Genomic DNA, 20,273 nt, shown 5'->3' on the forward strand with positions numbered 1-20,273 from the left:
TTGTCTAGCCAGGATGCAAGGTAGTGGGCACCGGTTCGACAGGAATCGAGCCACCGATCGAAGGCTGACGCGTTGCGCCCGGGGCGCGGTCGCGGGCCGGATCACCTGATCGACGGACGGGTCGCGGCGACGCGCGTCCGCCCACGTCAACAAGCAGAGAGAGTCGTGAACATGAGCGAGGAGCAGACCGCCGCGGCATGCTGCGGCACCGTTGCGGCCACTGGGCAGACCGACACCGGTTGCGGCCCGAGCGAGAACGTGACGGCGGAGGCGGGCTGCTGCGACCCGGTCGACACATCAGTCGCGCCTGATGTCAGCGCGACGGCTCCACTGGCTGGACGGGTCGAGGGACCGTACCCGGTCGTGGTGATCGGCGCGGGGCCGGTGGGTCTGGCCGCGGCGGCCCACCTGTACGAGCGGGGGCTGCCCTTCACCGTGCTGGAGGCCGGCCCCTCGGCCGGAGCGGCCGTGGCCGAGTGGGGACATGTGCGACTGTTCTCCCCCTGGCGGTACAACCTCGACCAGGCCGCCCAGCGGCTGCTGGCCGCCGCCGGATGGACCACCCCCGACCTCGAACTCATGCCCACCGGCGCGGAGCTGGTCGAGGCGTACCTGCGACCGCTGGCGGCCCTGCCGCAGATCGCCCCGCACCTCCGCTACGAGGCCCCGGTCGCGGCGATCGGCCGCGTCGGTGTCGACCGGGTCCGGACCGCCGGCCGTGAACAGGCGCCGTTCGTCGTACGGCTGGCCACCGGCGAGGACCTTCACGCCGCCGCCGTCATCGACGCCTCCGGCACCTGGCACACCCCGAACGTGCTCGGCGCCAACGGACTCCCCGCGCACGGCGAGACCGACCCGCGGACCAGGACCCTGATCGACCCGGCGCTGCCGGACGTGCTCGGCACCGACCGCGAGCGGTACGCCGGCCGGCACACCATCGTCGTCGGCGCGGGACACTCTGCCGCGAACACCCTGCTCGCGCTCGCCGAACTGGCCGAGCAGGAGCCGGACACCACCATCACCTGGGTCACCCGGGGCGGCTCCATCGACCGGGCGATCGGCGGCGGGGACGCCGACGCGCTACCCGGCCGGGGGGCGTTGGGCACCGGAGTCAAGCTGCTCGTCGACTCCGGTCGGGTCCGGTTGGTCACCGGCTTCGCCGTGCACGCCGTCGCCGCCGTCGACGGGCACCTCCAGTTGACCGCCGCCGACGGGCGGGCGTTGACCGCCGACCGGATCATCGCCGCCACCGGCTTCCGGCCCGACCACCGCATCGCCGCCGAACTGCGCCTCGACCTCGATCCCGTGCTGGGCTGCACCCGGGCCCTCGCCCCCCTGATCGACCCGAACGACCACTCCTGCGGCACCGTCCGCCCGCACGGCGTCGACGAACTGACCCAACCCGAACCCGGCTACTTCGCGGTCGGCATGAAGTCCTACGGTCGGGCCCCGACCTTCCTGATGGCCACCGGGTACGAGCAGGTCCGCTCCATCGCCGCAGCCCTGGCCGGGGACTGGACCGCCGCCCGTGACGTGCAGCTGGACCTGCCCGAGACCGGCGTCTGCTCCGTCACCCCGAGCGGGGACCTGCCGCTGGTCAGCCTCTCCCCCGGTGGCGGCTGCTGCGAAGGATGACCGACTACGGCATCCGGATCCCCACTGGGCCGATACCGGCAGGGACCACCCGGGTGTGGGCTGCGGCGGGGCTGCAAACCGGCACCCGCCGCCGTCCCACCACCCGGATGTGGACTGCGGACCCGGCACCCGTCGCCACCGCCCGGGGTGTGGGCTGGCGGCGGGTCAGCCGCCGTGTCCCTCGGCCGCGCCGTCGGGGGTCAGGGCGCCGTCCGCGCCACCGGTGTCCAGGTGTACGTGCTGGTGGCCCTGTCCGGCGTCGATGTTGATCTGATCCAGCTGGGTGGCGGCCACCGACCAGGTGGTCACGGCGACGGCCGCCTGCCGTGCGGCCAGCCTCAGCCGCTCCTCGGCTGTGTTCGCGGCAGCGGGCAGGGCCAGCGAGTCGACCGCGATGGCGGCCTGCTCCACGGAGCTGCGCAGCCCGCCACGGGCGACGTTGGTGGCGGTGGTACCCGACGGCGGATCGGCGAACTGTTCGGCCAGCCGGCGCATGGTCTGCTGCCACTGGCCGACCTGCGCCGCCTCCGGCGGGCGACCGGCCTCCGAGGCCTGCCGGATGGTGGTGAGGATGGGCGACAGCTCGTCTCCGGTGCGGTGGGCCAGCTCGGTGAGCTCGATGATCTGCTGCACGTCGCGCTCGGCCTCGGCCTTCTGGAGCCGCGCGATGCTCGCCTCGGTCTCGCCCGGCCGTCCCACGGAGTAGCCGATCAGACCACCGAGCAGGCCGGCAACCAGGGCCGCCGCGGCGAGGCCGGCCAGTAGACGGGTCCGGGCAGAGGCCTTGCGGGCGGGCGGATCGAGCAGGTAGGAGGGCCTTCCGGTCTTGGGGGACATCACGCTCCTCGCATCGACGACCATCTGGCTGGGAGATTAGCGCACAGCGGCGCCGACCAATGCGATCACCAACCTCCGGCAGGCGGCGGCCTCCCGGTGGGAGGCCGCCGTTACGCCGGAATGGCGGTGTCCCACCGCAGGTGACACCGCCATATCGCCGATACGGCGGGGCCAACCCCGGGCCGACCCCGGGCCGACGACGGACGCCGACCCGTCGACCGGTCAGGCCTGGTCGGGGGTGGGCGCCGGGTGGGTGGTGGCCAGTAGGGCCACCAGGTCGTCGAGGGTGTCCAGGGCGGGCGCGGCGGCCAGGTCGATCTCCACGCCGTACTCCAGCTCGATCGCGTCGACCAGGCGCAGCAGCGCCAGGGAGTCGACGCCGAGGGCGACCAGGGAGTCGCCGGTCAGTACGTCGGCCGCCGCCACCTCGCCGGCCGTGGCCTCGCCCACCAGGGCCGCGACCCGCTCGCGCAGTTCAGTGTCAGCCACTCTCAGGACTCCTTCGTCAACTGTCGGACGATGTCGGCGATCTCGGCGATGGTCGGGGTGTCGAAGAAGGCGTCCAGCGGTACCTCCACCCCTAGTCGCTGCTGGATGCGTCCGCTGATCCGGGTGATGGTCAGCGAGTGTCCACCCAGGTCGAACAGGTCCTCGTGCACCCCGATGTCCGGGATCCGCAGCACCTCCTGCCAGATCAGCCGCAACTCCGCCACCAGGGGATCGTCGTCGACCGGGGCGGTGGCCTCGGGCTCGGTCGGCCGCTCGGCCGGGGCGGGCAGGGCGGCCCGGTCCACCTTGCCGTTGGCGCTCAGCGGCAGCCGGTCCAGGGTGACGTAGTCGCTGGGCAGGGCCGCCTGCGGCAGGCTCGCCGCAAGGTGGTGCCGCAGGTCGGCCGGCTCCGGCACACCCCCCGGTCGGGGCACCAGGTAGGCGACCAGGCGCGGCTCGTCGGTGTCCTGCCGGAGCACGGTGACCGCCTCGGCCACCCCGGGGTGGTCCAGCAGCCGAGCGTCGATCTCCCCCAACTCGATCCGGTGGCCCCGGATCTTGACCTGGTGATCGGTGCGGCCGAGGAACTCGATCTGCCCGTCCGGCCGCCACCGGCACCGGTCACCGGTGCGGTACATCCGGGCACCGACCGGACCGTAGGGGTCGGGTACGAACCGTTGCGCGGTCAGGTCGTCGCGCCCCAGGTAGCCGAGGGCCAGCCCGGCACCGGCCAGGTACAGCTCACCGGGCAGGCCGATGGGCGCGGGCAGACCGGCGGCGTCCAGGATGTACGCCCGCACGTTCGGCAGCGGGGTGCCGATGGTGACCTCAGCGGGGTCGGCGGGAATGTCGGCCACGGTGGCGTACACGGTGGCTTCGGTCGGCCCGTACGCGTTGATCAACCGGGCGGTGCGGGCCCGCAGCTCCCGGGCCAGGGTGACCGGCAGGGCCTCGCCACCGGCGAGGGCGACCAGCGGCGGCGTGGGGTCGTCCGGGGCGCCGAGGCCGGCCTCCAGCAGCACCCGCCAGCCGGACGGGGTGGCCTGGGCGTGGGTGACGCCGGCCGCGCGGATCAACGCCGACACGGCCGCGCCTTCCAGGGCGCTGACCTTCGAAGCCACCACCACCTGCCCGCCGGTGACCAGGGGCAGCAGGACCTCCACCGCGAAGATGTCGAACGACAGCGAGGTCAGATGCAGCCACCGGTGGGCCGGCCCGCTGTCCAGCAGGTCCCGGAACCCGAACAGCATGTTCGCCAGGGGCCCGTGGCTCACCGCCACCCCCTTGGGACGGCCGGTGGATCCGGAGGTGTAGAGCACATAGGCCAGCGCATCGGCGCCGGGGTGTTCGGCCGGGTCCGGCGGCACCGGGCCGTCGAGCAGGGCGACCTCGTCCAGGGCCAGGGTGGGCCGGTCCGAGGTGGTCCCGGTGGCGGTCACCACCAGGGTCGGGGCGGCGTCGGCCAGCACCATCTCCTGCCGGGCGGCCGGGTGAGCCGGGTCGATCGGCAGGTAGGCGGCGCCGCAGCGGAGCACCGCCAGCATGGTCACCACCGCCTGCCAGGACCGCTCCAGTGGCATCGCCACCAGCGATCCGGGCCCGACCCCGCGCTGCCGCAACGCCCCGGCCAGCCGCCGGGCGGCCTCGTCCAGTCGGCCATAGCTCAACGTCAGGTCACCGTCGAGCACGGCCGGGGCCTCCGGGGCCGCGGCGACCTGGGCGGCGAACAGGTCCGGTATGGTCGCGACCGGATAGCTGCGGGCGGTGTCGGTGCCGGCCCGGTCTACCTGGTCGAGTTCCTCGTCGGACAGCAGCGGCAGCCGCGCCACCGGCCGGTCCGGGTCGGCGACCACGGCGGCCAGCAGGGTGTGCAGGTGTCCGCCGATGCGGCGTACCGCCTCGGTGTCGATGGCGGTGGGGCTGTGCTGGAGGCTGATCGTGATGCCGGTGGGTGCGTCGACGATCTGCACGTGCAGGGCGTTGCGGGCGGCACCGCTGAACAGGGTCCACTCCACCCGGCTGGGTACCCCGGGAAAGACCGGCTCGGCACCACGGCGCCGGTAGCCGATGCTGACCGGGGTGAGCGCCGGTGCCGGCCGCAGGCCGGTCACGGCATGGGCCAGCGGCACGGCCCGGTGCCGGTACACCTCCCGCAGCCGGGTCCGCAGCGCCTGGGCGTGGTCGCGGAAGGTCGCCGGGCCGGTCTCGGCGGTGACCGGCAGTTCGTTGACGAAGAGTCCGATCAGGTCGGCCTGTTCGGGGGTACGGGTGGACAGCGCCACCCCCACCGGGGTGTGCTGGTTGCCGTAGCGGGCCAGCAGGGCGTGCAGGGCCGCGAAGAGCACCTCGAAGCGGGTCAGGCCCAGCGTTGCGGCCAGCCGGTCGACCCCCTCGACCAGGTCGGCCGGCAGGTCCGCGGCCACGGCGACACCGGGTTCGGCACCGGTGGGCAGCCGACGCAGACCGGGCAGGACGACGTCACCGGGGCCGGACCAGTGCCGGGCCCAGTACTCGCGGGCGGCGGGCAGGTCGGCGGCGACCCGCTGCTGTTCGGCCGCGGCCAGGTCGGTGTGGTCGTCCGCGCGGGTCAACGGTTCGGTGGGCTCCTGCGCCCGGGCGGCGGCGTACGCGACGGCCAGGTCCCGGGCCAGGACGTCCTTGGAGGTGCCGTCGAAGGCCACATGGTGTGCGGCTACCAGCAGCAGATGGTCACCCTCGGCGCCGGTGAGCAGGGTGAACCGGGCCAGGGGCCCGGTGTGCAGGTCGAAGGGGCGGGCGATCTCCTCGGCGATCCGGGCGTCGGTCAGGTCACCGCAGCCGACCGAGGGGCGGGTGTCGGCCGGGGCCAGGCGGGGGGTGCCGTCGTGGTCGCCGGTGAGCCGGGCGGACAGGATGGGATGCCGCTCGATCACACTCGTGCACGCCGCTACGAGGGACTGGGTGTCCAGTTCGGCGCCGAACCGTACCCCCAACGCCATGTGATACGCCGTGCCGGCGGTCCCGGCCTGCTCGGTGAACCAGACCGCGTGCTGTGCGTAGGTCGCCTCGGCGGTGCCCACATCTGCTCCCCTGGTTGTGCTGGTGTCTGTCATTTCTCGAACAGGTCGGTGAGCTGCCGTTTGAGCACCTTGCCGCCCTCGTTGTGCGGCAGCCGGTCGAGCACCAGGACCCGGGCGGGCAACTGGTAGTCGGCCAGCCGGTCGGCGAGGAAGCCGCGGACCACCGGCAGGGTCAGGTCGTCCGGGCCGGCCGGTGGGCGGGGTACCAGGGCGGCGGCGACCGCCGAGCCGAGCACCGGGTGCGGCACCCCCACCACGGCGGCCTCCGCGACCAGGGGGTGTTCGTACAGTGCCGCTTCCACCTCCAGGGTGGAGACCTTGAACGCCCCGGTCTTGATCACATCCTGGTGTCGGTCGGTGAGGTACAGGTAGCCGTCGGCGTCCAGCCGGCCGATGTCGCCCATCCGCACCCACCCGTCGCGGAAGGTGGCCCGGTTGGCGGCCTCGTCCCGGTAGTAGGCGCGAGTGAAGGGGGCCCGCAGCCACACGTCGCCGGTGGTGCCGACCGGCAGGGGGTTGCCGTCGGCGTCGGCGACCATCAGCTGCCCGCCGACCGGTCGGCCGACCGCCTCCCGCCGCGCCGGGTCGTAGATCATCGTGGTCTGCGCGGGGGCCGCCTCGGTGGAGGTGTAGTAGTTGACGATGGTGGCCGCCGGGAAGACCTCGGCCAGCCGGGCGGCGACCGCCGGTGCCAGTGGCGCGGCGGTGGACCCGATCAGCTGTACCCCGCTGGTGTCCCGCCCGCGCAGGGCGCCGGAGTCGAGCAGTTCGACGGCGATCGACGGGACCACGAAGACGGTGCCGGTGCCGGGTACCTCGACCAGCCGGGCGAACCGGACCGGGGTGAAGCGGGGCAGGGTCAGCGCACCGGCCTTGGCGGTGAGCGCGTTGAGCAGCATGGTCTGCCCGGCGTTGGTGCCGATGGCGAAGGCGTGCAGGAACCGCCGGGAGTGGGCCAGGGCCAGCCGGCGGGGAAGCTGGGGTGCCCCGACGGTCAGGTTGGCGTGGCTGGCCGCCACCCCCTTGGGCCGCCCGGTGGTGCCGGAGGTGTAGAGGATCTGGGCCAGGTCACCGGGGCGGGCCGCTGTGGCCTCGACAGGGGAGGCCTCGGTGAGCAGGTCCGCGCAGGTCCAGACCGGCAGCCCGGCCGGTACGGTCGGGGCGGGGGTCCCGTCGCCGTGCAACACGGCGGTGGCCGCGCAGTGGGTCAGGGCGTACTCGAGTTGTCCGGCGGCCAGCCGGTCGGACAGGGGCACGGCCACCCCGCCGGCCCGCAGCACCCCGCAGTACGCGACCGCGAAGCGGGTCCAGTCGTGGGCACCGAACAGCAGGCCCACCCGGTCACCCCGACCCAGTCCCCGGGCCAGCAGGGCGGCGGCCAGCCGGTTCGACTCGGCGGCCCAGTCGGCGAAGGTCAGGGTGGCCACGCCGTGCACCTCGACGGCCACCTGTTCCGGGTGCAGGCCGGCGCGCCAGTCCAGCAGGTCCGGCACCGTACGGGGGGCGGGGGTCGTCATGGCCACCTCAGGCCGCCTTCCGGAGGGCCGGTGCCGGGCTGGTCGTCACGGCGGCGGCCCGGGCCTGGCGTTCCTCGATGCCGACCAGGTCGTCCGGCGGGGCGTCCGGCACCTGGTCGTCGAAGCGAGCCAGCACCGGGATCACCAGCGAGACCAGTGCGGTGACCGCGATGCAGAGCCCGAACAGCACGTAGAGCAGGCCGTGGCCGCGTCCCGGGCCGACCCCGAGGACGACGCCGACCGTGTCGGCCAGGGCGCCGCCGGGCAGCAGCATCGGTTCGGCGATCCGGGCGGCGGCCGGGGCGATCAGACCCCAGCCCAGGGGCAGGGTGGACTGCGCGACCATCTGGTTGAGTGCGAAGACCCGGCCGTGTACGCGCGGCGGCACCTTGGTCTGGATGATCGTGGCGTAGACCCCGTTGACGATGGCCAGACAGGCGTACATCCCGAAGGCGCCGGCGGCGATCAGGGCCAGGTTGGGGCGCAGCCCGGTCAGCATGGCGGCCACGGCGATGCCGAGGGTGCCTAGCAGCACCGCGCGCATCCGGTGGTGCCGGGGACCACCCCAGACCAGCATCACCAGGCCGCCGGTGGCCGCCCCGATCCCGCCGGTGAGGGCCACCTGGGCCACCTCGTCGAGGCCGGCGAAGCCGAGCACCAGTGGGGAGAGCAGGAACAGCACCGGGAAGAGGAAGAGGTTCAGGGCGGCGAAGAAGGCCAGCATGGCCCGGAACTCCCGGCGGCGCAGCGCGTACCGCAGTCCGGCGAGGATCTCCGCGCCGATGCTCTCGCGGCGTTGCAGGGCCAGGGTGCGGGGGAACTTCACCACCGCCAGCACCGTGATGGCGAAGAGGTAGCAGGCCACGTCGACCAGGAGGATGCCGCGTAGGCCGACGGCCTGGAGCAGGGCCACCGCGGCCAGCGGCACCACGAACTGGGTGAGGCCGACGGCGGTCTGGGCCAGGCCGTTGGCGTGACCGAGGAACCGTTTGGGCACCAGTTGCGGCACCGCCGAGACGAAGGCCAGGCGTTGGAAGGCCAGCGCCACCGACAGCCAGGCGGTGAAGGGGTAGAAGTGCCAGATCTCGACCCGGTCCAGGAGCACCAGTACGGCCAGCGCGGCGTTGCCGCCACCGGCGGCGGCGCAGGCCGTCAGCAGGACGGCCCGCCTGCTGAACCGGTCGATCAGCGCGCCGGCCAACGGCGCGATGAGCAGGCCGGGCAGCAGCGCCAGTACGGCGAACAGCGCGAACCGGGCCAGTGAGCCGGTCTGGGTGTAGATCCACAGTGGTACGGCGAAGGTGGTCAGCGCGGTGCCCAGGCCGGAGGTGATCTGTCCGGCGGCGACCATGCCGAAGCGCCGCATGCTCGGTGGGGGCGCGGTGTCCGTCCGGCTCCGGCCGGTCGGCGGCGGTTCGGCGCCCCGGTCGGAGACGGCGGCCAACTGCCAGGCCGGCTCGGGGTCGACCCCGGTCTCGACCACCGGGGTGGGGGTGTCGAGGCGCCGGTGCACCTCGGTGACGATCTCGGCCAGTTCGGGGGCCCGGTACTTGAGGAAGTAATGGCCCCCTTCGTCGATCACGGCCAGGGCGGTGCGGTCGCTGAGGAAGTGCCACTCGCGGTAGCGCTCCTCGTGGAACTCGGTGCCCCGGTCCCGCTCCCCCACCACGGAGATGATCGGCGCCCGCAGTGGGGTCACCCGCTGGCGCATCAGCTCGGTGAAGTACTCCTCGGACACCTCGGCGTCGTGGCGCATCGCCCGGATCAGGAACCGCACCTCCTCGGGTGCGAGTTGCCCGATGTTGGTGCCCTGGGCCTGGAGCCAGGTGCGGTAGATCCGGTCGCTGCGCAGCCGTTCGGCCAGCCGCAGCCGCAGCAGCGGGCCGAGCAGGCCACCGGCGGGTCGGCCGAAGGGGAAGACCGCGCCGAGATACACCGCCGCCAACTCCCGGCCGGTCGCCTCCAGCCGCCGGGCCACCTCCACCACCAGGGCCCCGCCGGGACCGCAGTGTCCGTAGAGGATCAGCGGGCCGCTGACCCGGTCCAGGATCTCCGCGACGACCTCGGCCGCGACCTCCTCGATGGGCGCGGGGTCGTCGGCCACCCCGATGTCATGTCCGGGTACGGCCACGGACAGCAGCCGGTATCCGGGGGGCAGCGCGTCGGCCAGCGGCTGGTACACCACCGCGCTGCCGCCGCCGTACGGGACGCAGACCATGGTGGCGATGCGCGCTCCGGCGGGCACCGGCGGGGTCAGCTCGTACAGCAGCCCGCTGTCGGCGGTGGCGCCACCGCCGACCAGTTGGGCCAGTTCGCGTACGGTGCGGTGGCGGAACAGGTCCATCACGCTGACCGTCGGTGCGGCGGCGCCAAGCACCTCGGGCAGTTCCCGCCGCAGCCGGGCCACCACCTGGGTGGCCAGCAGGGAGTGCCCGCCCAGGTCGAAGAAGTCATCCCCGGCGCCGACCTGGGCGACCCCGAGCACCGCCTGCCAGATCCCGGCGATCAGGATCTCCACCGGCCCCTCCGGCGCCACCTGTTCGGCATCGGTGGTCGGCTCGTCGGTCGGGGCGGGCAGGGCCCGCCGGTCCACCTTGCCGTGGTCCTGCAACGGCAGCCGGTCCAGCAGCACCCAGCGGCTGGGCAGCATGTGCTCGGGCAGCCGTTCGGCGAGTCGGCGGCGTAGCTGCGCCGGTTGGGGCGGGTCCACCTCGGTGGCCGGTTCCAGGTAGGCCACCAGCCGGTCCTCGCGCAGCAGCACCGCCGCCTGCCGGATCTCGGGGCAGTCCCGCAGGGCGGCTTCGATCTCCCCCAGTTCGACCCGGTAGCCGCGGATCTTCACCTGGTGGTCGCGTCGGCCGAGGAACATCAGCTGCCCGTCGTTGCGCCAGCGGGCCAGGTCGCCGGTGCGGTAGAGGCGGGCGCCGGGTGGGCCGTACGGGTCGGGCAGGAACCGTTGCTCGGTCAGCTCGGGCTGGTTCAGGTAGCCACGGGCCAGCCGGTCGCCGCCGAGGTACAGCTCGCCGGGCACCCCGACCGGCACCGGGCGCATCCGCTCGTCGAGGACATAGACCCGGGCGTGTGGCAGGGGCCGACCGATCGGCACCGGGCCGGCGCCGGTCTCGGTGGGGGGTACCTCGTAGGTGGTCACGCCGACGGTGGCCTCGGTGGGGCCGTAGTGGTTGAACACCCGGGCCCCGCCGGCGGCCAGGGGGGCGATCCGCTCCAGTTCGGAGGCCTCCCCGCCGAGGATCAGCGCCCGGGCCGGCAGCAGTTCGTCCGGTTCGGCGTCGGCGGTGAGCGCCATCAGGTGCGAGGGGGTGATCTTCAGGTAGTCGATGTGCCGGGCCCGCAGCCGCTCGGCGAGTTCCGCGCCGGTGCACCGGCGGGGCAGCAGGTGCACCGCACCGCCGGTGGCCAGGGCCAGATAGAAGACGGTGACACTGAAGTCGAAGGACATCGACTGAAGCAGCCCGTACCGGGCGGCCGGGACGACGGCGAACCGGTCGGCTACCCCGTCGAGGTAGCGCAGCACCTGCCGGTGGGCCACCGCCACCCCCTTGGGGACGCCGGTGGAGCCGGAGGTGTAGATGACGTAGGCCAGGTTGTCACCGGTCGCGGTGGCCTCGGGTGGGGTGTCCGGGCCGGCTGCGATGTCGGCTGCCACCTCCTCCAGGCAGGCCGTGTGCAGCTCGGCCGGCAGCAGGTCTCGCAGGTCGGCGCTGGTCAGCACGATGCTGGGGCGGGCGTCCGCGAGCATCAGGCCCAGCCGGGCGGCCGGCTGCTCCGGATCCAGCGGCAGGTAGGCCCCGCCGGCGCGGAGCACCCCTAGCAGGGTGGCGGCCAACTCCACGGACTGTTCCAGCAGCACCCCGACCAGGCTGTCCGGGCCGACCCCCCGCCCGCGCAGCCAGGCGGCCAGTCGGTTGGCCCGGCGGTCCAGCTCCCGGTAGGTCAGGGTCTGCGACTGTTCACCGACCACTGCCGGGGCGTCCGGGGTGGCGGCGACATGCCGGTCGATCAGGTCGGCCAGGGTGGTGGCGCCGCCGGTGACCCCGGTGGTGTCGTCGGTGTCGGGTCGCCCCAGGGCCAGGGTGCGGTCCCGTTCGGCCGGGTCCAGCAGGTCCAGGTCGACCACCGGGCGGTCCGGTGCCGCGATCGCGCCGCGCAGCAGGGTCTCGAAGCCGGCCGCCAGTCGCCGTACGGTCGCGGCGTCGAACAGGTCGCTGTTGTAGACGAACATGCCGCGCAGGCCGTCGGCGCTCTCCCCGACGTACAGCGACAGGTCGAACCGGGCGGTCGCGGCGTCCGTACCCACCCCCTCGGCCCGCAGCCCGGCCGGCCAACCGGTGCCGCCCTGGTCGTAGTTCTGCAGGGTGAACAACACCTGGAAGACCGGGGTACGGCTGACGTCACGCGCCACATTGAGGTCGGCGACCAGCCGCTCGAACGGGACCTCCTGGTGGGCCAGCGCCCGCATCACCGTGCCCCGGGTGCGCTTGAGCAGGGCCGCGAAGCTGGGCTCGGCGGGGGTGTCCGGGCCGGTGGTGGTCGGCGACAGGTCGGCGCGCAGGGCCAGGGTGTTGACGAACAGGCCGACCAGTCGTTCCAGCTCCGGCACCACCCGGCCGGCGACCGGGGAGCCGATGGCGAAGTCCCGCTGGCCGCTGTAGCGGAACAGGACGGCCTGCAGGCCGGTGAGCAGCGTCATGTACAGGGTGCTGCGGTGGGTACGGCTGAGTCGGCGCAGCCCGTCGGTCAGCTCGGCGTCGAAGGCGAAGCGGTGGGTGCCCCCGGCGTACGACAGCACGGCCGGGCGGGGCCGGTCGGTGGGCAGTTCCAGCGGCGGCACCTCGGTCAGCGCCGTACGCCAGTAGGCGAACCCGTCGCCGCTGGCCGGGCCGTCCAGTCGGGCCCGCTGCCAGGCGGCGTAGTCCAGGTACCCGGTGGTCGGGGCGGCGGGGGCGGTGCCGCCGTCGCGCAGCGCGCCGTAGGTGGCGGCGACCTCGCCGATCACGATGTCCAGCGACCAGCCGTCGCTGACGATGTGGTGCATCGCCAGATGCAGCAGGTGCTGTTCGTCGTCGATCCGGACCACCAGGGCCCGCAGCAGCGGCGCGGCGGTCAGGTCGAAGGGGGTGTCGACGGCGGCGGCGACCAGTTCCCGGGCGGCCTGGTCGGATTCGGCGGTGGTGACCGTGACCGGTACCCGCACCTCGGGCGCCACCTGCACTACGGGTTCCCCGTCGGCGTTCTCGGTGAACCGCATCCGCAGGCTGTCGTGTCGGGCGGCGGTGGCGTCCAGGGCGGCCCGGAGCAGATCGATCTCCAGCGGGCCGTGCAGTCGCAGCGTCGAGTAGATGACGTAGGCGGCGGTGCCCGGGGTCAGCTGCTCGGTGAACCAGATTCTCTCCTGGCCGAACGACAGACGCGGGCGGTCGGTGGATCGGGGTAGTTCCGGCGAGCGGGCAGGACTCCACGCCGGCGCGTCAACGTTTGTCACGCAGCGCCTCACTCCGATGACGGATGGGAGTCCGTAGTCTGCATCGTGCATCGGAAAGCGCGAATCGGCTGATCGGTCCACTGTGCAAGACTCGATCGATCGATCCGGCACCCGTACGGTCCGTTCTACGGTCGGGAATGCCATTCGCGGACGTCGTCATCCCGGTCGAGTGGGCCTCGGAGCCCCTGGCCCCGGTCGAGTTCAGCGGTACCGGCGCCGCCACAGCGCCGCTGACCTGGGCCCAGCAGGTGCTCTGGCGCTCGATCAGCCGGTTCGGCTCCAACCACCGCTTCCTCAATCTGCGGCGTACCATCGTGATCTCGGCGCGGGCCGCGAAGGACCTGCCGACGGCCCTGCGGGCGGTGGGTGCGCTGGTCAGTCGGCACGCCGCGCTGCGCACCCGGCTTCCGGTGATCGACGGCGAGCCGCGACAGGAGGCGGTGGCCAGCGGGGTGCTACCGGTGCTGGTCTGCCCCGGGGTGGACGACGGTGCCGAGGCGGCCCGGGCGGCCGCCACCCGGCTCGGCGACGTCGCCTTCGACCACAGCGCCGAGTGGCCCCTGCGGGTGGCGCTGGTGACGGTGGACGACCGGGTACGCCAGGTGGTGCTGGTGTTCAGTCACACCACGGTGGACGCGCACGCCGCCGAGGTGGTGCTGCGTGATCTCCGGCTGCTGTTGCTGCGCGGAAGTCTGCCCACCCCACCCGGTCCCCAGTCGACCGAGGTGGCCCTGCTCCAGCACGGCCCGGACCTCCGACGCTCCGAGCGGTCGGCGGCCTACTGGCTGCGGGAGTACCGGCGGCTGCCGCAGGAACCATGGGAGGAGACCGGCCCGGGGCTGGACCCGCCGGTACGTCGGGGGGTGCTGGTCTCGTCCGCCATCGGCACCGCCGCCCGGATGGTCGCCGCCCGGCACCGGGTCAGCGCCTCCGCGGTGCTGCTGGCGGCCTATCACGCGGTCGCCGCCCGGCACAGCGGGCGTACCCTGGTGGGCCTGTTTCCGATGGCGCACAACCGATTCCGCACCGACTACGCCGAGGCCGTGGCGAACCTGGGTCAGGTCGGCTTCTGCGTGATGGACCTGTCCGGCCGGCCCGACTTCACCGAGGTGCTCTCCCGGGTCTGGACCGCCTCGCTCAACGGCCTGCGGCACGCCTACTACCACTCGGCCTCGCTACGCGGGACCTTCGAGGAGCAGGGCATCGACTTCGACGCGATGTTCGGGCCGCAGTACTACTTCAACGACGTACGGCTGTCGGTGGGTGGTGGCGGGCGGCCACCGGCGGCTACCCCCGCCGATCTTCGGGCCGCCATGGCCGCCAGCACCCTGTCCTGGACGGAGGGGCTGGATCAGACGGCCTGGCACATGTTGACCCATGTCGTGGACGAACCCGGCGGGGTGGGCATCACCCTGTCCGCCGACACCCGGTACATCGGGATGGACGCCGTGCACACCCACCTGCGCGAGATGGAGGAACTGGTGGTGGCCGCGGCCCACGACGAGGTGCCCTGGCCCTGGTCACCGGGGGCCACCACCGGTGCGTCGCCCGTCATCGCCCCGGTCGGCGGCGAGTCGGGGGGCGTGGCGGTCCTGGCCGAGGGCGAGGAGGTCGTCTCCGCCTCCTTCGCCGGTGGACGGGCCGCCAACGCGCCGCTGACCTGGGGGCAGCGGGCGATGTGGCGCAGCCTGGAGGAGTTCGACTCCCCCGCCGGGTACCGGGCGCTGTGCCTGCCCCGTCAGCTGCCGGTCCCCGCCCGCACGGAGCTGACGGTCGCGCGGGCGGTCACGGCGATCGGTGCCCTGCTGGAGCGGCACGAGTCCCTGCGTACCCGGTTCCGTCGCCGTGACGACGAACTGCATCAGGAGGCGGCTGCCTCGGGTCGGCTGCCCGTGCTCGTACACCCGGTGCCGCGGCCCGCCGAGGACCCCGACGGCCGGGCGGCCGCGACCGGGTTGACCACCCGGCTGGCGACACCCCGGTTCGACCATGTGGCCGAGTGGCCGCTGCGGGCCGCCCTGGTCACGGTGGACGGCCGGGTACGGCAGGTGGTGGTGGTCTTCAGTCACGCCACCGTCGACGTGCACGCCGCCGACCTGGTGCTGCGCGATCTGCGGGTGTTGCTGGCCGGCTCCACACCCGCCGCTGCCGGCCTTCAGTCGCTGGGTCTGGCCGGTCGGGAGCGCGAGGTCGAGCAGCGGCGCTCACAGCGGGCGGTGGAGTACTGGGTGCGGCAGTTGGCGGACCTCACCCCCAGCCTGTCCGACCCGGTCGGGCCGGCGCCGGAGCCCCGCTACCGACGTGGCTCGCTGGTGTCCACGGCGGCGCACCACGCGGTGCGGCTGGTGGCGGCGCGGAACCGGACCAGCACCGCCAACGTGATCCTGGCGGCCACCGCCGCCGGGCTGACCGGCGACGGCCAGCAGACCTGCGGGATCGTGGTGATGGCCAACAACCGCTTCCAACCCGGGCACGCCGAGGCCATCGGTACCCTCAACCAGATCGGGTTGTGTCGACTGGACCTGTCCGGCCGACCCGGCTTCACCGAGTTGCTGTCCCGGGCCGGGCGGGCGGCGTTGGACGCCTACCGGCACGCCTACTACGACCCGGCGGTGTGGGAGCGCACCTTCACCGACCTGGGTCACGATCACCGGACCTTCCTGGCGCCCTACTGCTATCTCAACGATGCCCGGCTGCTGCGCGAGGTCGACCCGGGGCGGTCGGGCCCGGACGCGGCCGGCCTGCGGACGATGCTGTCGGACAGTCGCTTCCGCTGGCTGGCCGAGCTGGAGCAGTTCCCCTGGCGGTGCCGCCTCCAGGTGCTCGACGCACCCGAGGGGGTGGAGTTGGTCGTCACCGCCGACACCCGGTACTTCCCGGCCCAGCGGGTCGAGCCCTTCCTGCGCGGCATCGAGGCGCTGCTGGTCGAGGCGGCCTGCCGGGAGGTGCCCTGGCCGTGGACACCCGACACCGCCGCCGGGTTGCCGCACACCGCCGCCGGGTGAGGCGCACACCGGCCGAAAACCCCTCGGCGGGTACGGCGTCGGATGCGATGATCCAGCGATGTCCTCCTCGCGTCGTGACCTGTTGCGCTGGCAGTTCGACCTGACCTGGTCGTTGTTCGACTACCACCTTCAGCGGTTGACGCCGGAGCAGTTCCGCTGGGAGCCGGCGGCGCACTGCTGGACGGTTCGCCGGGACCCGGCGGGCCGGTGGGTGCCGGACTGGGCGGACACCGAGCCCGATCCGGTGCCGGTGCCCACCATCGCCTGGCTCACCTGGCACATCGGCTGGTGGTGGGGGGTCGCCCTAGACCACCTGCAGGGCCGACCACCCCGCGAGCGCACGGAGATTCACTGGCCCGGGGACGGCGCACCCACCATCGCCTGGTTGGGTGGGCTACGGACCGAGTGGCAGGAGGTGCTGGACCGGCTCACCGAGGCCGACCTCGACCGGGTGGCGCCGTTCCCCTGGCCACACGACCCGGAGCACACCGTGGCGCATCTGCTCGCCTGGGTCAACGCGGAGTTGATGAAGAACGTCGCCGAGATCGGTCAACTCCGGCTGCTGCATCAGGCGGATTCGGCCTGACCCTTCATGCGGCGGGTCAACTCGGCCGCCCGGTAGGCCGCCACCTGACGGGCCTGGTCGGCCACGAAGCGCCGCAGCAGGGCCGGGGCGGTAGCGGTGACCTGCTCGTGCACCCGGGTCCCGGTCGCCTCGGCGGTCAGGTCCACCACCGCCCGCAGTCGCACCCCTCCGGGGCTGGCCACCTCGCTGACCAGTTGGGCGCCCGGCCGGGTGGTGACCATGCGTACCCGGATCCGGTTGTCCCAGCGCAGCAGGCGGAGGAACCGGAACCGCTCGACCGCGACGTAGTCGGCCACCGTGCGGCCCTCGGGGTCCCGGCTGATGCGTACCTCGTCCACCGCCACGATCAACGGCGACAGTCCGAGGTAGCTGTGCGGATCACTGAGATGGTCGAAGACCTCCTCCACAGAGGAGGACACCAGAAAGGTTGTCGCGAAAGCGATGGCGGGAGCCGACCGGTCGGGCACCCTGCCATCCTGTCACGGCCGATGCAATCGACATATGTATAAGCGAATCATCGAAATGTTTGGTCACCCGTCGGATGACCGGTCGTGAGCTGCACCGTAGCGTCAACGCGATTCACCTCGCACGGACCCGGTCACGCACAGTGACCACCGGGCGAGTGTCGCGGACAGTCGTGACGGACCGCCCCGGCGGTGGTGAATCGGAGCCCGCGCTGTCCTTTCAACCCCCAAAAGGAGCAAAGGTGCCCCTACAGCCCCATCGATCTCGTGGCCGACGTGCCGCAGGAGTGGTGCTCACCACCACCCTCGTCGCGTCGCTGACCACACTCGCCGCCAATCCCGCCTCGGCCGCACCCGAGGAGGCGCCGGCCGGGTCCAACCCGATCTTCCTCACCGGCCCGAACGACGGTGCCGCCGAGGACATCGCCATTCGCTATCTGCGCGGCAACCCCGCCGCGCAGGGGGTGAACGCCGCGGATCTCAGCGACCTGAGCATCCTGTCCAGCTACACCAGCCGGCACAACGGTGTCACCCACGTCAACCTGGCCCAGCGCTACCAGAACCTGGAAGTGTTCGGTGCGGCCGCCACGGTGAACATCGCCAAGGACGGCAGCGTCATCCTGGTCGGCGGCACCCTGGTCTCGGACCTGGCGAAGGGCACCTCCGGCACGGCGGACCTCAACGCCGTCGACGCGGTCGAGGCCGCCGCCGACGCCCTGGACCTGGCTGCGCCGAAGAGCCCCAAGGTCCTCAGCCGGGCCGGTGGCGCGGCGCAGAAGACCGTGGTGTCGGAGAGCGGCATCTCCGACGAGCCGATCCCGGCGAAGCTGGGTTGGCAGCCGACCGAGGACGGGCTGCGCCTGGCCTGGCAGCTGGTCATCGACGACTCCTCGGACTCGCACCTGTGGAACGCCACCATCGACGCGGAGAGCGGCGAGCTGCTCGACGTCGACGACTGGACGACCCAGCACGAGGCCCACGAGGTCGCCGACAACCTGGACGCCCTGGCTCCGGGGCGGGCCACGACGCTGAACAGCGCCGGGTTCCACACCCATGAGCCGGTGCAGGACGGCTCGTCCTACCGGGTGTACGCCGGACCGGCGGAGAGCCCGAACGACGGCCCCCGCACGGTGGTGACCAACCCCGCCGACCGGGTCGCCTCGCCGTACGGCTGGCACGACACCGACGGGGCCCCGGGCGCGGAGTACACCACCACCCAGGGCAACAACGTCCACGCGTACCAGGACACCGACAGCAACAACGCCCCCGACTTCGGCAGCAGCCCGGACGGTGGGCCGAGCCTGACCTTCGACAACCCGGTCGACCTGAACGAGCACGCGCAGAGCTACCGGGACGCGGCGACGGCGAACCTGTTCTACTGGAACAACATCATCCACGACGTCACCCACCGGTACGGGTTCGACGAGGCGTCGGGCAACTTCCAGATGAACAACTACGGCCGTGGCGGCGTGGGCGGCGACTACGTCCGGGCCGAGGCCGCCGACGGCAACGGCACGAACAACGCCAACTTCTCCACCCCGGCCGCCGACGGCGCCGCCCCGCGGATGCAGATGTACCTGTGGCCGGGCAACCAGTTCGGTGCCCAGAACCAGGTCGTCGTGGACGGCGTGGGCTCGTTCGACGCGGGCTGGTCGCGGTTCAGCCCGGCCCCCTCGGTGGCCGGCCTGCCGGGGCACCGTTACGTCTACGGCGGCACCGGCTGCACCACGGCGACCTACCCGGCGACCCTGCCGGGCGGCAACTGGATCGCGGTCGTCGACGGCGGCACCGCGGCCTGCACCTACCTGCTGCGTACCCAGGTCGCCCAGTCCCTCGGTGCCAAGGCCGTCGTGGTGGCGCACAACGCCGCCGGGGCCGCTCCGGTGCTGACCGGGGCCATGACCGGCACGCCGGTCGCCATCCCGGCGGTCGCGGTCACCCAGGCCGACGGCAACGCCATCAAGGCCGCCATCGCCGCCGGTGACGTCACCGGTTCGGTGCGCAAGCACCCGAGCCACCCGGGCATCCGGGACGGTGACTTCGACGCCGGCATCATCATCCACGAGTACGGTCACGGCATCTCCAACCGGCTGACCGGTGGCCCGAACATCAACTGCCTCAGCGGCAACGAGCAGATGGGTGAGGGCTGGAGCGACTACTTCGCGGTCACCATGCTGCTCGACCCGAGCGTGGACACCGCCGACGGGGTGCGCGGCATGGGTCCGTACGCCCTGTTCCAGGACGACCGCAGCGGCGCCGGCATCCGGCCGCGCCCGTACTCGCGGAACATGGACATCCAGCCGTTCACCTACGACAGCATCAAGACCGGTGGCTGGCTCAACGGCACCTCCCTGGCCGCGCCGCACGGCATCGGTCACGGCTGGGCCGCCGTGCTCTGGGACATGACCTGGGACCTGATCGACCGGTACGGGTTCAACCCGAACGTCTACGACTCGTGGAACACCGGCGGTAACAACCTGTCGCTGCAGCTGGTCATGGACGGGCTCAAGATGCAGGGCTGCGGCCCCGGCCTCGTCGCCGGCCGCAACGGCATCATCGCCGCGGACGCCGCCCTCACCGGTGGCGAGAACTCCTGCACCCTGTGGGCGTCCTTCGCCCGCCGGGGCCTGGGTTACAGCGCCGTGCAGGGCACCACCAACCGCAACGACAACACCGAGGCGTTCGACACCCACCCGTCCTGCCGCGGTGACTTCCTCAACCGTTCCGGGATGAACACCGTGAAGGCCGGCTCCGCTGCCCCGATGCAGTTCCAGCTCGCCAGCAACCGGGGCCTGGACATCCTGGCCAGCAACTCGCCGTACTCGCGGCTGGTGGACTGCGACACCCTGCAGACCGTCCACCCCGACGACTCGATCACCCCGCGGCCGACCCCCGTCAAGGCGGTCAACCCCGGAAAGTCGAAGATGTCCGTCAATGCCCACGGTCGGTACAACTACGTGTGGAAGACCGACCCCGCCTGGGCCGGTACCTGCCGGGAGTTCGTGCTGACCCTCGACAACGGATTCCAGTACCGCACCTACTTCAAGTTCATCGGCTGATCCACGGCAACGATCTGAGGTAGAGCCGGAGGGAGCGTCCCGCACGTCGGAACGCTCCCTCCGGTGCGTTCGGCCCCTGCCATCGCGGCTTACCAGGGCCGCGGGGCAGCGCGGCGACA

10 protein-coding genes are annotated in these 20,273 nt (G+C 72.7%); 4 read left to right on the top strand and 6 right to left on the bottom strand.

All coding sequences use genetic code 11. The features are described from left to right. Window positions 1-171: 171 nt before the first annotated feature. Window positions 172-1,635, top strand: a complete 1,464-nt coding sequence (locus OIE53_RS09595) for an FAD-dependent oxidoreductase (protein ID WP_393339343.1) — start codon at window positions 172-174, stop codon at window positions 1,633-1,635. 165 nt (window positions 1,636-1,800) lie between these two features. On the opposite strand, the gene OIE53_RS09600 is transcribed toward OIE53_RS09595, so the two are convergent. The 5 genes from OIE53_RS09600 to OIE53_RS09620 form a co-directional block, all read right to left on the bottom strand. Next, on the bottom strand, window positions 1,801-2,472 hold the full coding sequence (locus OIE53_RS09600) for a hypothetical protein (RefSeq protein WP_327026245.1): 672 nt from the start codon (window positions 2,470-2,472) through the stop codon (window positions 1,801-1,803). A gap of 222 nt (window positions 2,473-2,694) precedes the next feature. Next, window positions 2,695-2,961, bottom strand: a complete 267-nt coding sequence (locus tag OIE53_RS09605; protein ID WP_327026246.1) for an acyl carrier protein — start codon at window positions 2,959-2,961, stop codon at window positions 2,695-2,697. 2 nt (window positions 2,962-2,963) lie between these two features. Further along, window positions 2,964-6,020 (bottom strand): non-ribosomal peptide synthetase, encoded by a 3,057-nt coding sequence (locus OIE53_RS09610; protein WP_327026247.1) that lies wholly within the window; start codon window positions 6,018-6,020, stop codon window positions 2,964-2,966. A 29-nt stretch (window positions 6,021-6,049) separates the two neighbouring features. Beyond that, window positions 6,050-7,537, bottom strand: coding sequence for a class I adenylate-forming enzyme family protein (locus OIE53_RS09615; protein WP_327026248.1), 1,488 nt, complete (start codon window positions 7,535-7,537; stop codon window positions 6,050-6,052). A 7-nt stretch (window positions 7,538-7,544) separates the two neighbouring features. After that, complete coding sequence (locus OIE53_RS09620) at window positions 7,545-13,040, bottom strand: non-ribosomal peptide synthetase/MFS transporter (protein WP_327026249.1); 5,496 nt, start codon at window positions 13,038-13,040, stop codon at window positions 7,545-7,547. A gap of 137 nt (window positions 13,041-13,177) precedes the next feature. Between OIE53_RS09620 and OIE53_RS09625 the strand changes: the two genes are divergently transcribed. Both OIE53_RS09625 and OIE53_RS09630 read left to right on the top strand, forming a co-directional pair. Further along, the gene (locus OIE53_RS09625) at window positions 13,178-16,045 is read left to right on the top strand and encodes a condensation domain-containing protein (RefSeq protein ID WP_327026250.1); all 2,868 of its coding nucleotides are present in this window, start codon (window positions 13,178-13,180) and stop codon (window positions 16,043-16,045) included. 58 nt (window positions 16,046-16,103) lie between these two features. Further along, entirely contained in the window at window positions 16,104-16,631 is a 528-nt protein-coding gene (locus OIE53_RS09630) for a DinB family protein (protein WP_327026251.1), read from the top strand. Here the strand turns inward: OIE53_RS09630 and OIE53_RS09635 are convergent. Continuing rightward, a complete protein-coding gene (locus tag OIE53_RS09635) occupies window positions 16,613-17,098 on the bottom strand; it encodes an SRPBCC family protein (protein WP_327026252.1) in 486 nt (161 codons plus the stop codon). The two genes, OIE53_RS09630 and OIE53_RS09635, sit on opposite strands and share 19 nt — an antisense overlap. A 239-nt stretch (window positions 17,099-17,337) precedes the next feature. Here OIE53_RS09635 and OIE53_RS09640 point away from each other — a divergent pair, with 239 nt between their 5' ends. Beyond that, on the top strand, window positions 17,338-20,154 hold the full coding sequence (locus OIE53_RS09640) for a M36 family metallopeptidase (protein ID WP_327026253.1): 2,817 nt from the start codon (window positions 17,338-17,340) through the stop codon (window positions 20,152-20,154). Window positions 20,155-20,273 lie beyond the last annotated feature (119 nt).

The sequence above is a fragment of the Micromonospora sp. NBC_01739 genome (assembly GCF_035920385.1).
GTDB lineage: Bacteria > Actinomycetota > Actinomycetes > Mycobacteriales > Micromonosporaceae > Micromonospora.

Excerpts from the sequence above, each read along its gene's own strand:
- OIE53_RS09595 (WP_393339343.1), top strand. The coding sequence starts at position 172 with ATGAGCGAGGAGCAGACCGCCGCGGCATGCTGCGGCACCGTTGCGGCC.
- OIE53_RS09625 (WP_327026250.1), top strand. The coding sequence starts at position 13,178 with ATGCCATTCGCGGACGTCGTCATCCCGGTCGAGTGGGCCTCGGAGCCC.
- OIE53_RS09630 (WP_327026251.1), top strand. The coding sequence starts at position 16,104 with ATGTCCTCCTCGCGTCGTGACCTGTTGCGCTGGCAGTTCGACCTGACC.
- OIE53_RS09615 (WP_327026248.1), bottom strand. The coding sequence starts at position 7,537 with ATGACGACCCCCGCCCCCCGTACGGTGCCGGACCTGCTGGACTGGCGC.
- OIE53_RS09600 (WP_327026245.1), bottom strand. The coding sequence starts at position 2,472 with ATGTCCCCCAAGACCGGAAGGCCCTCCTACCTGCTCGATCCGCCCGCC.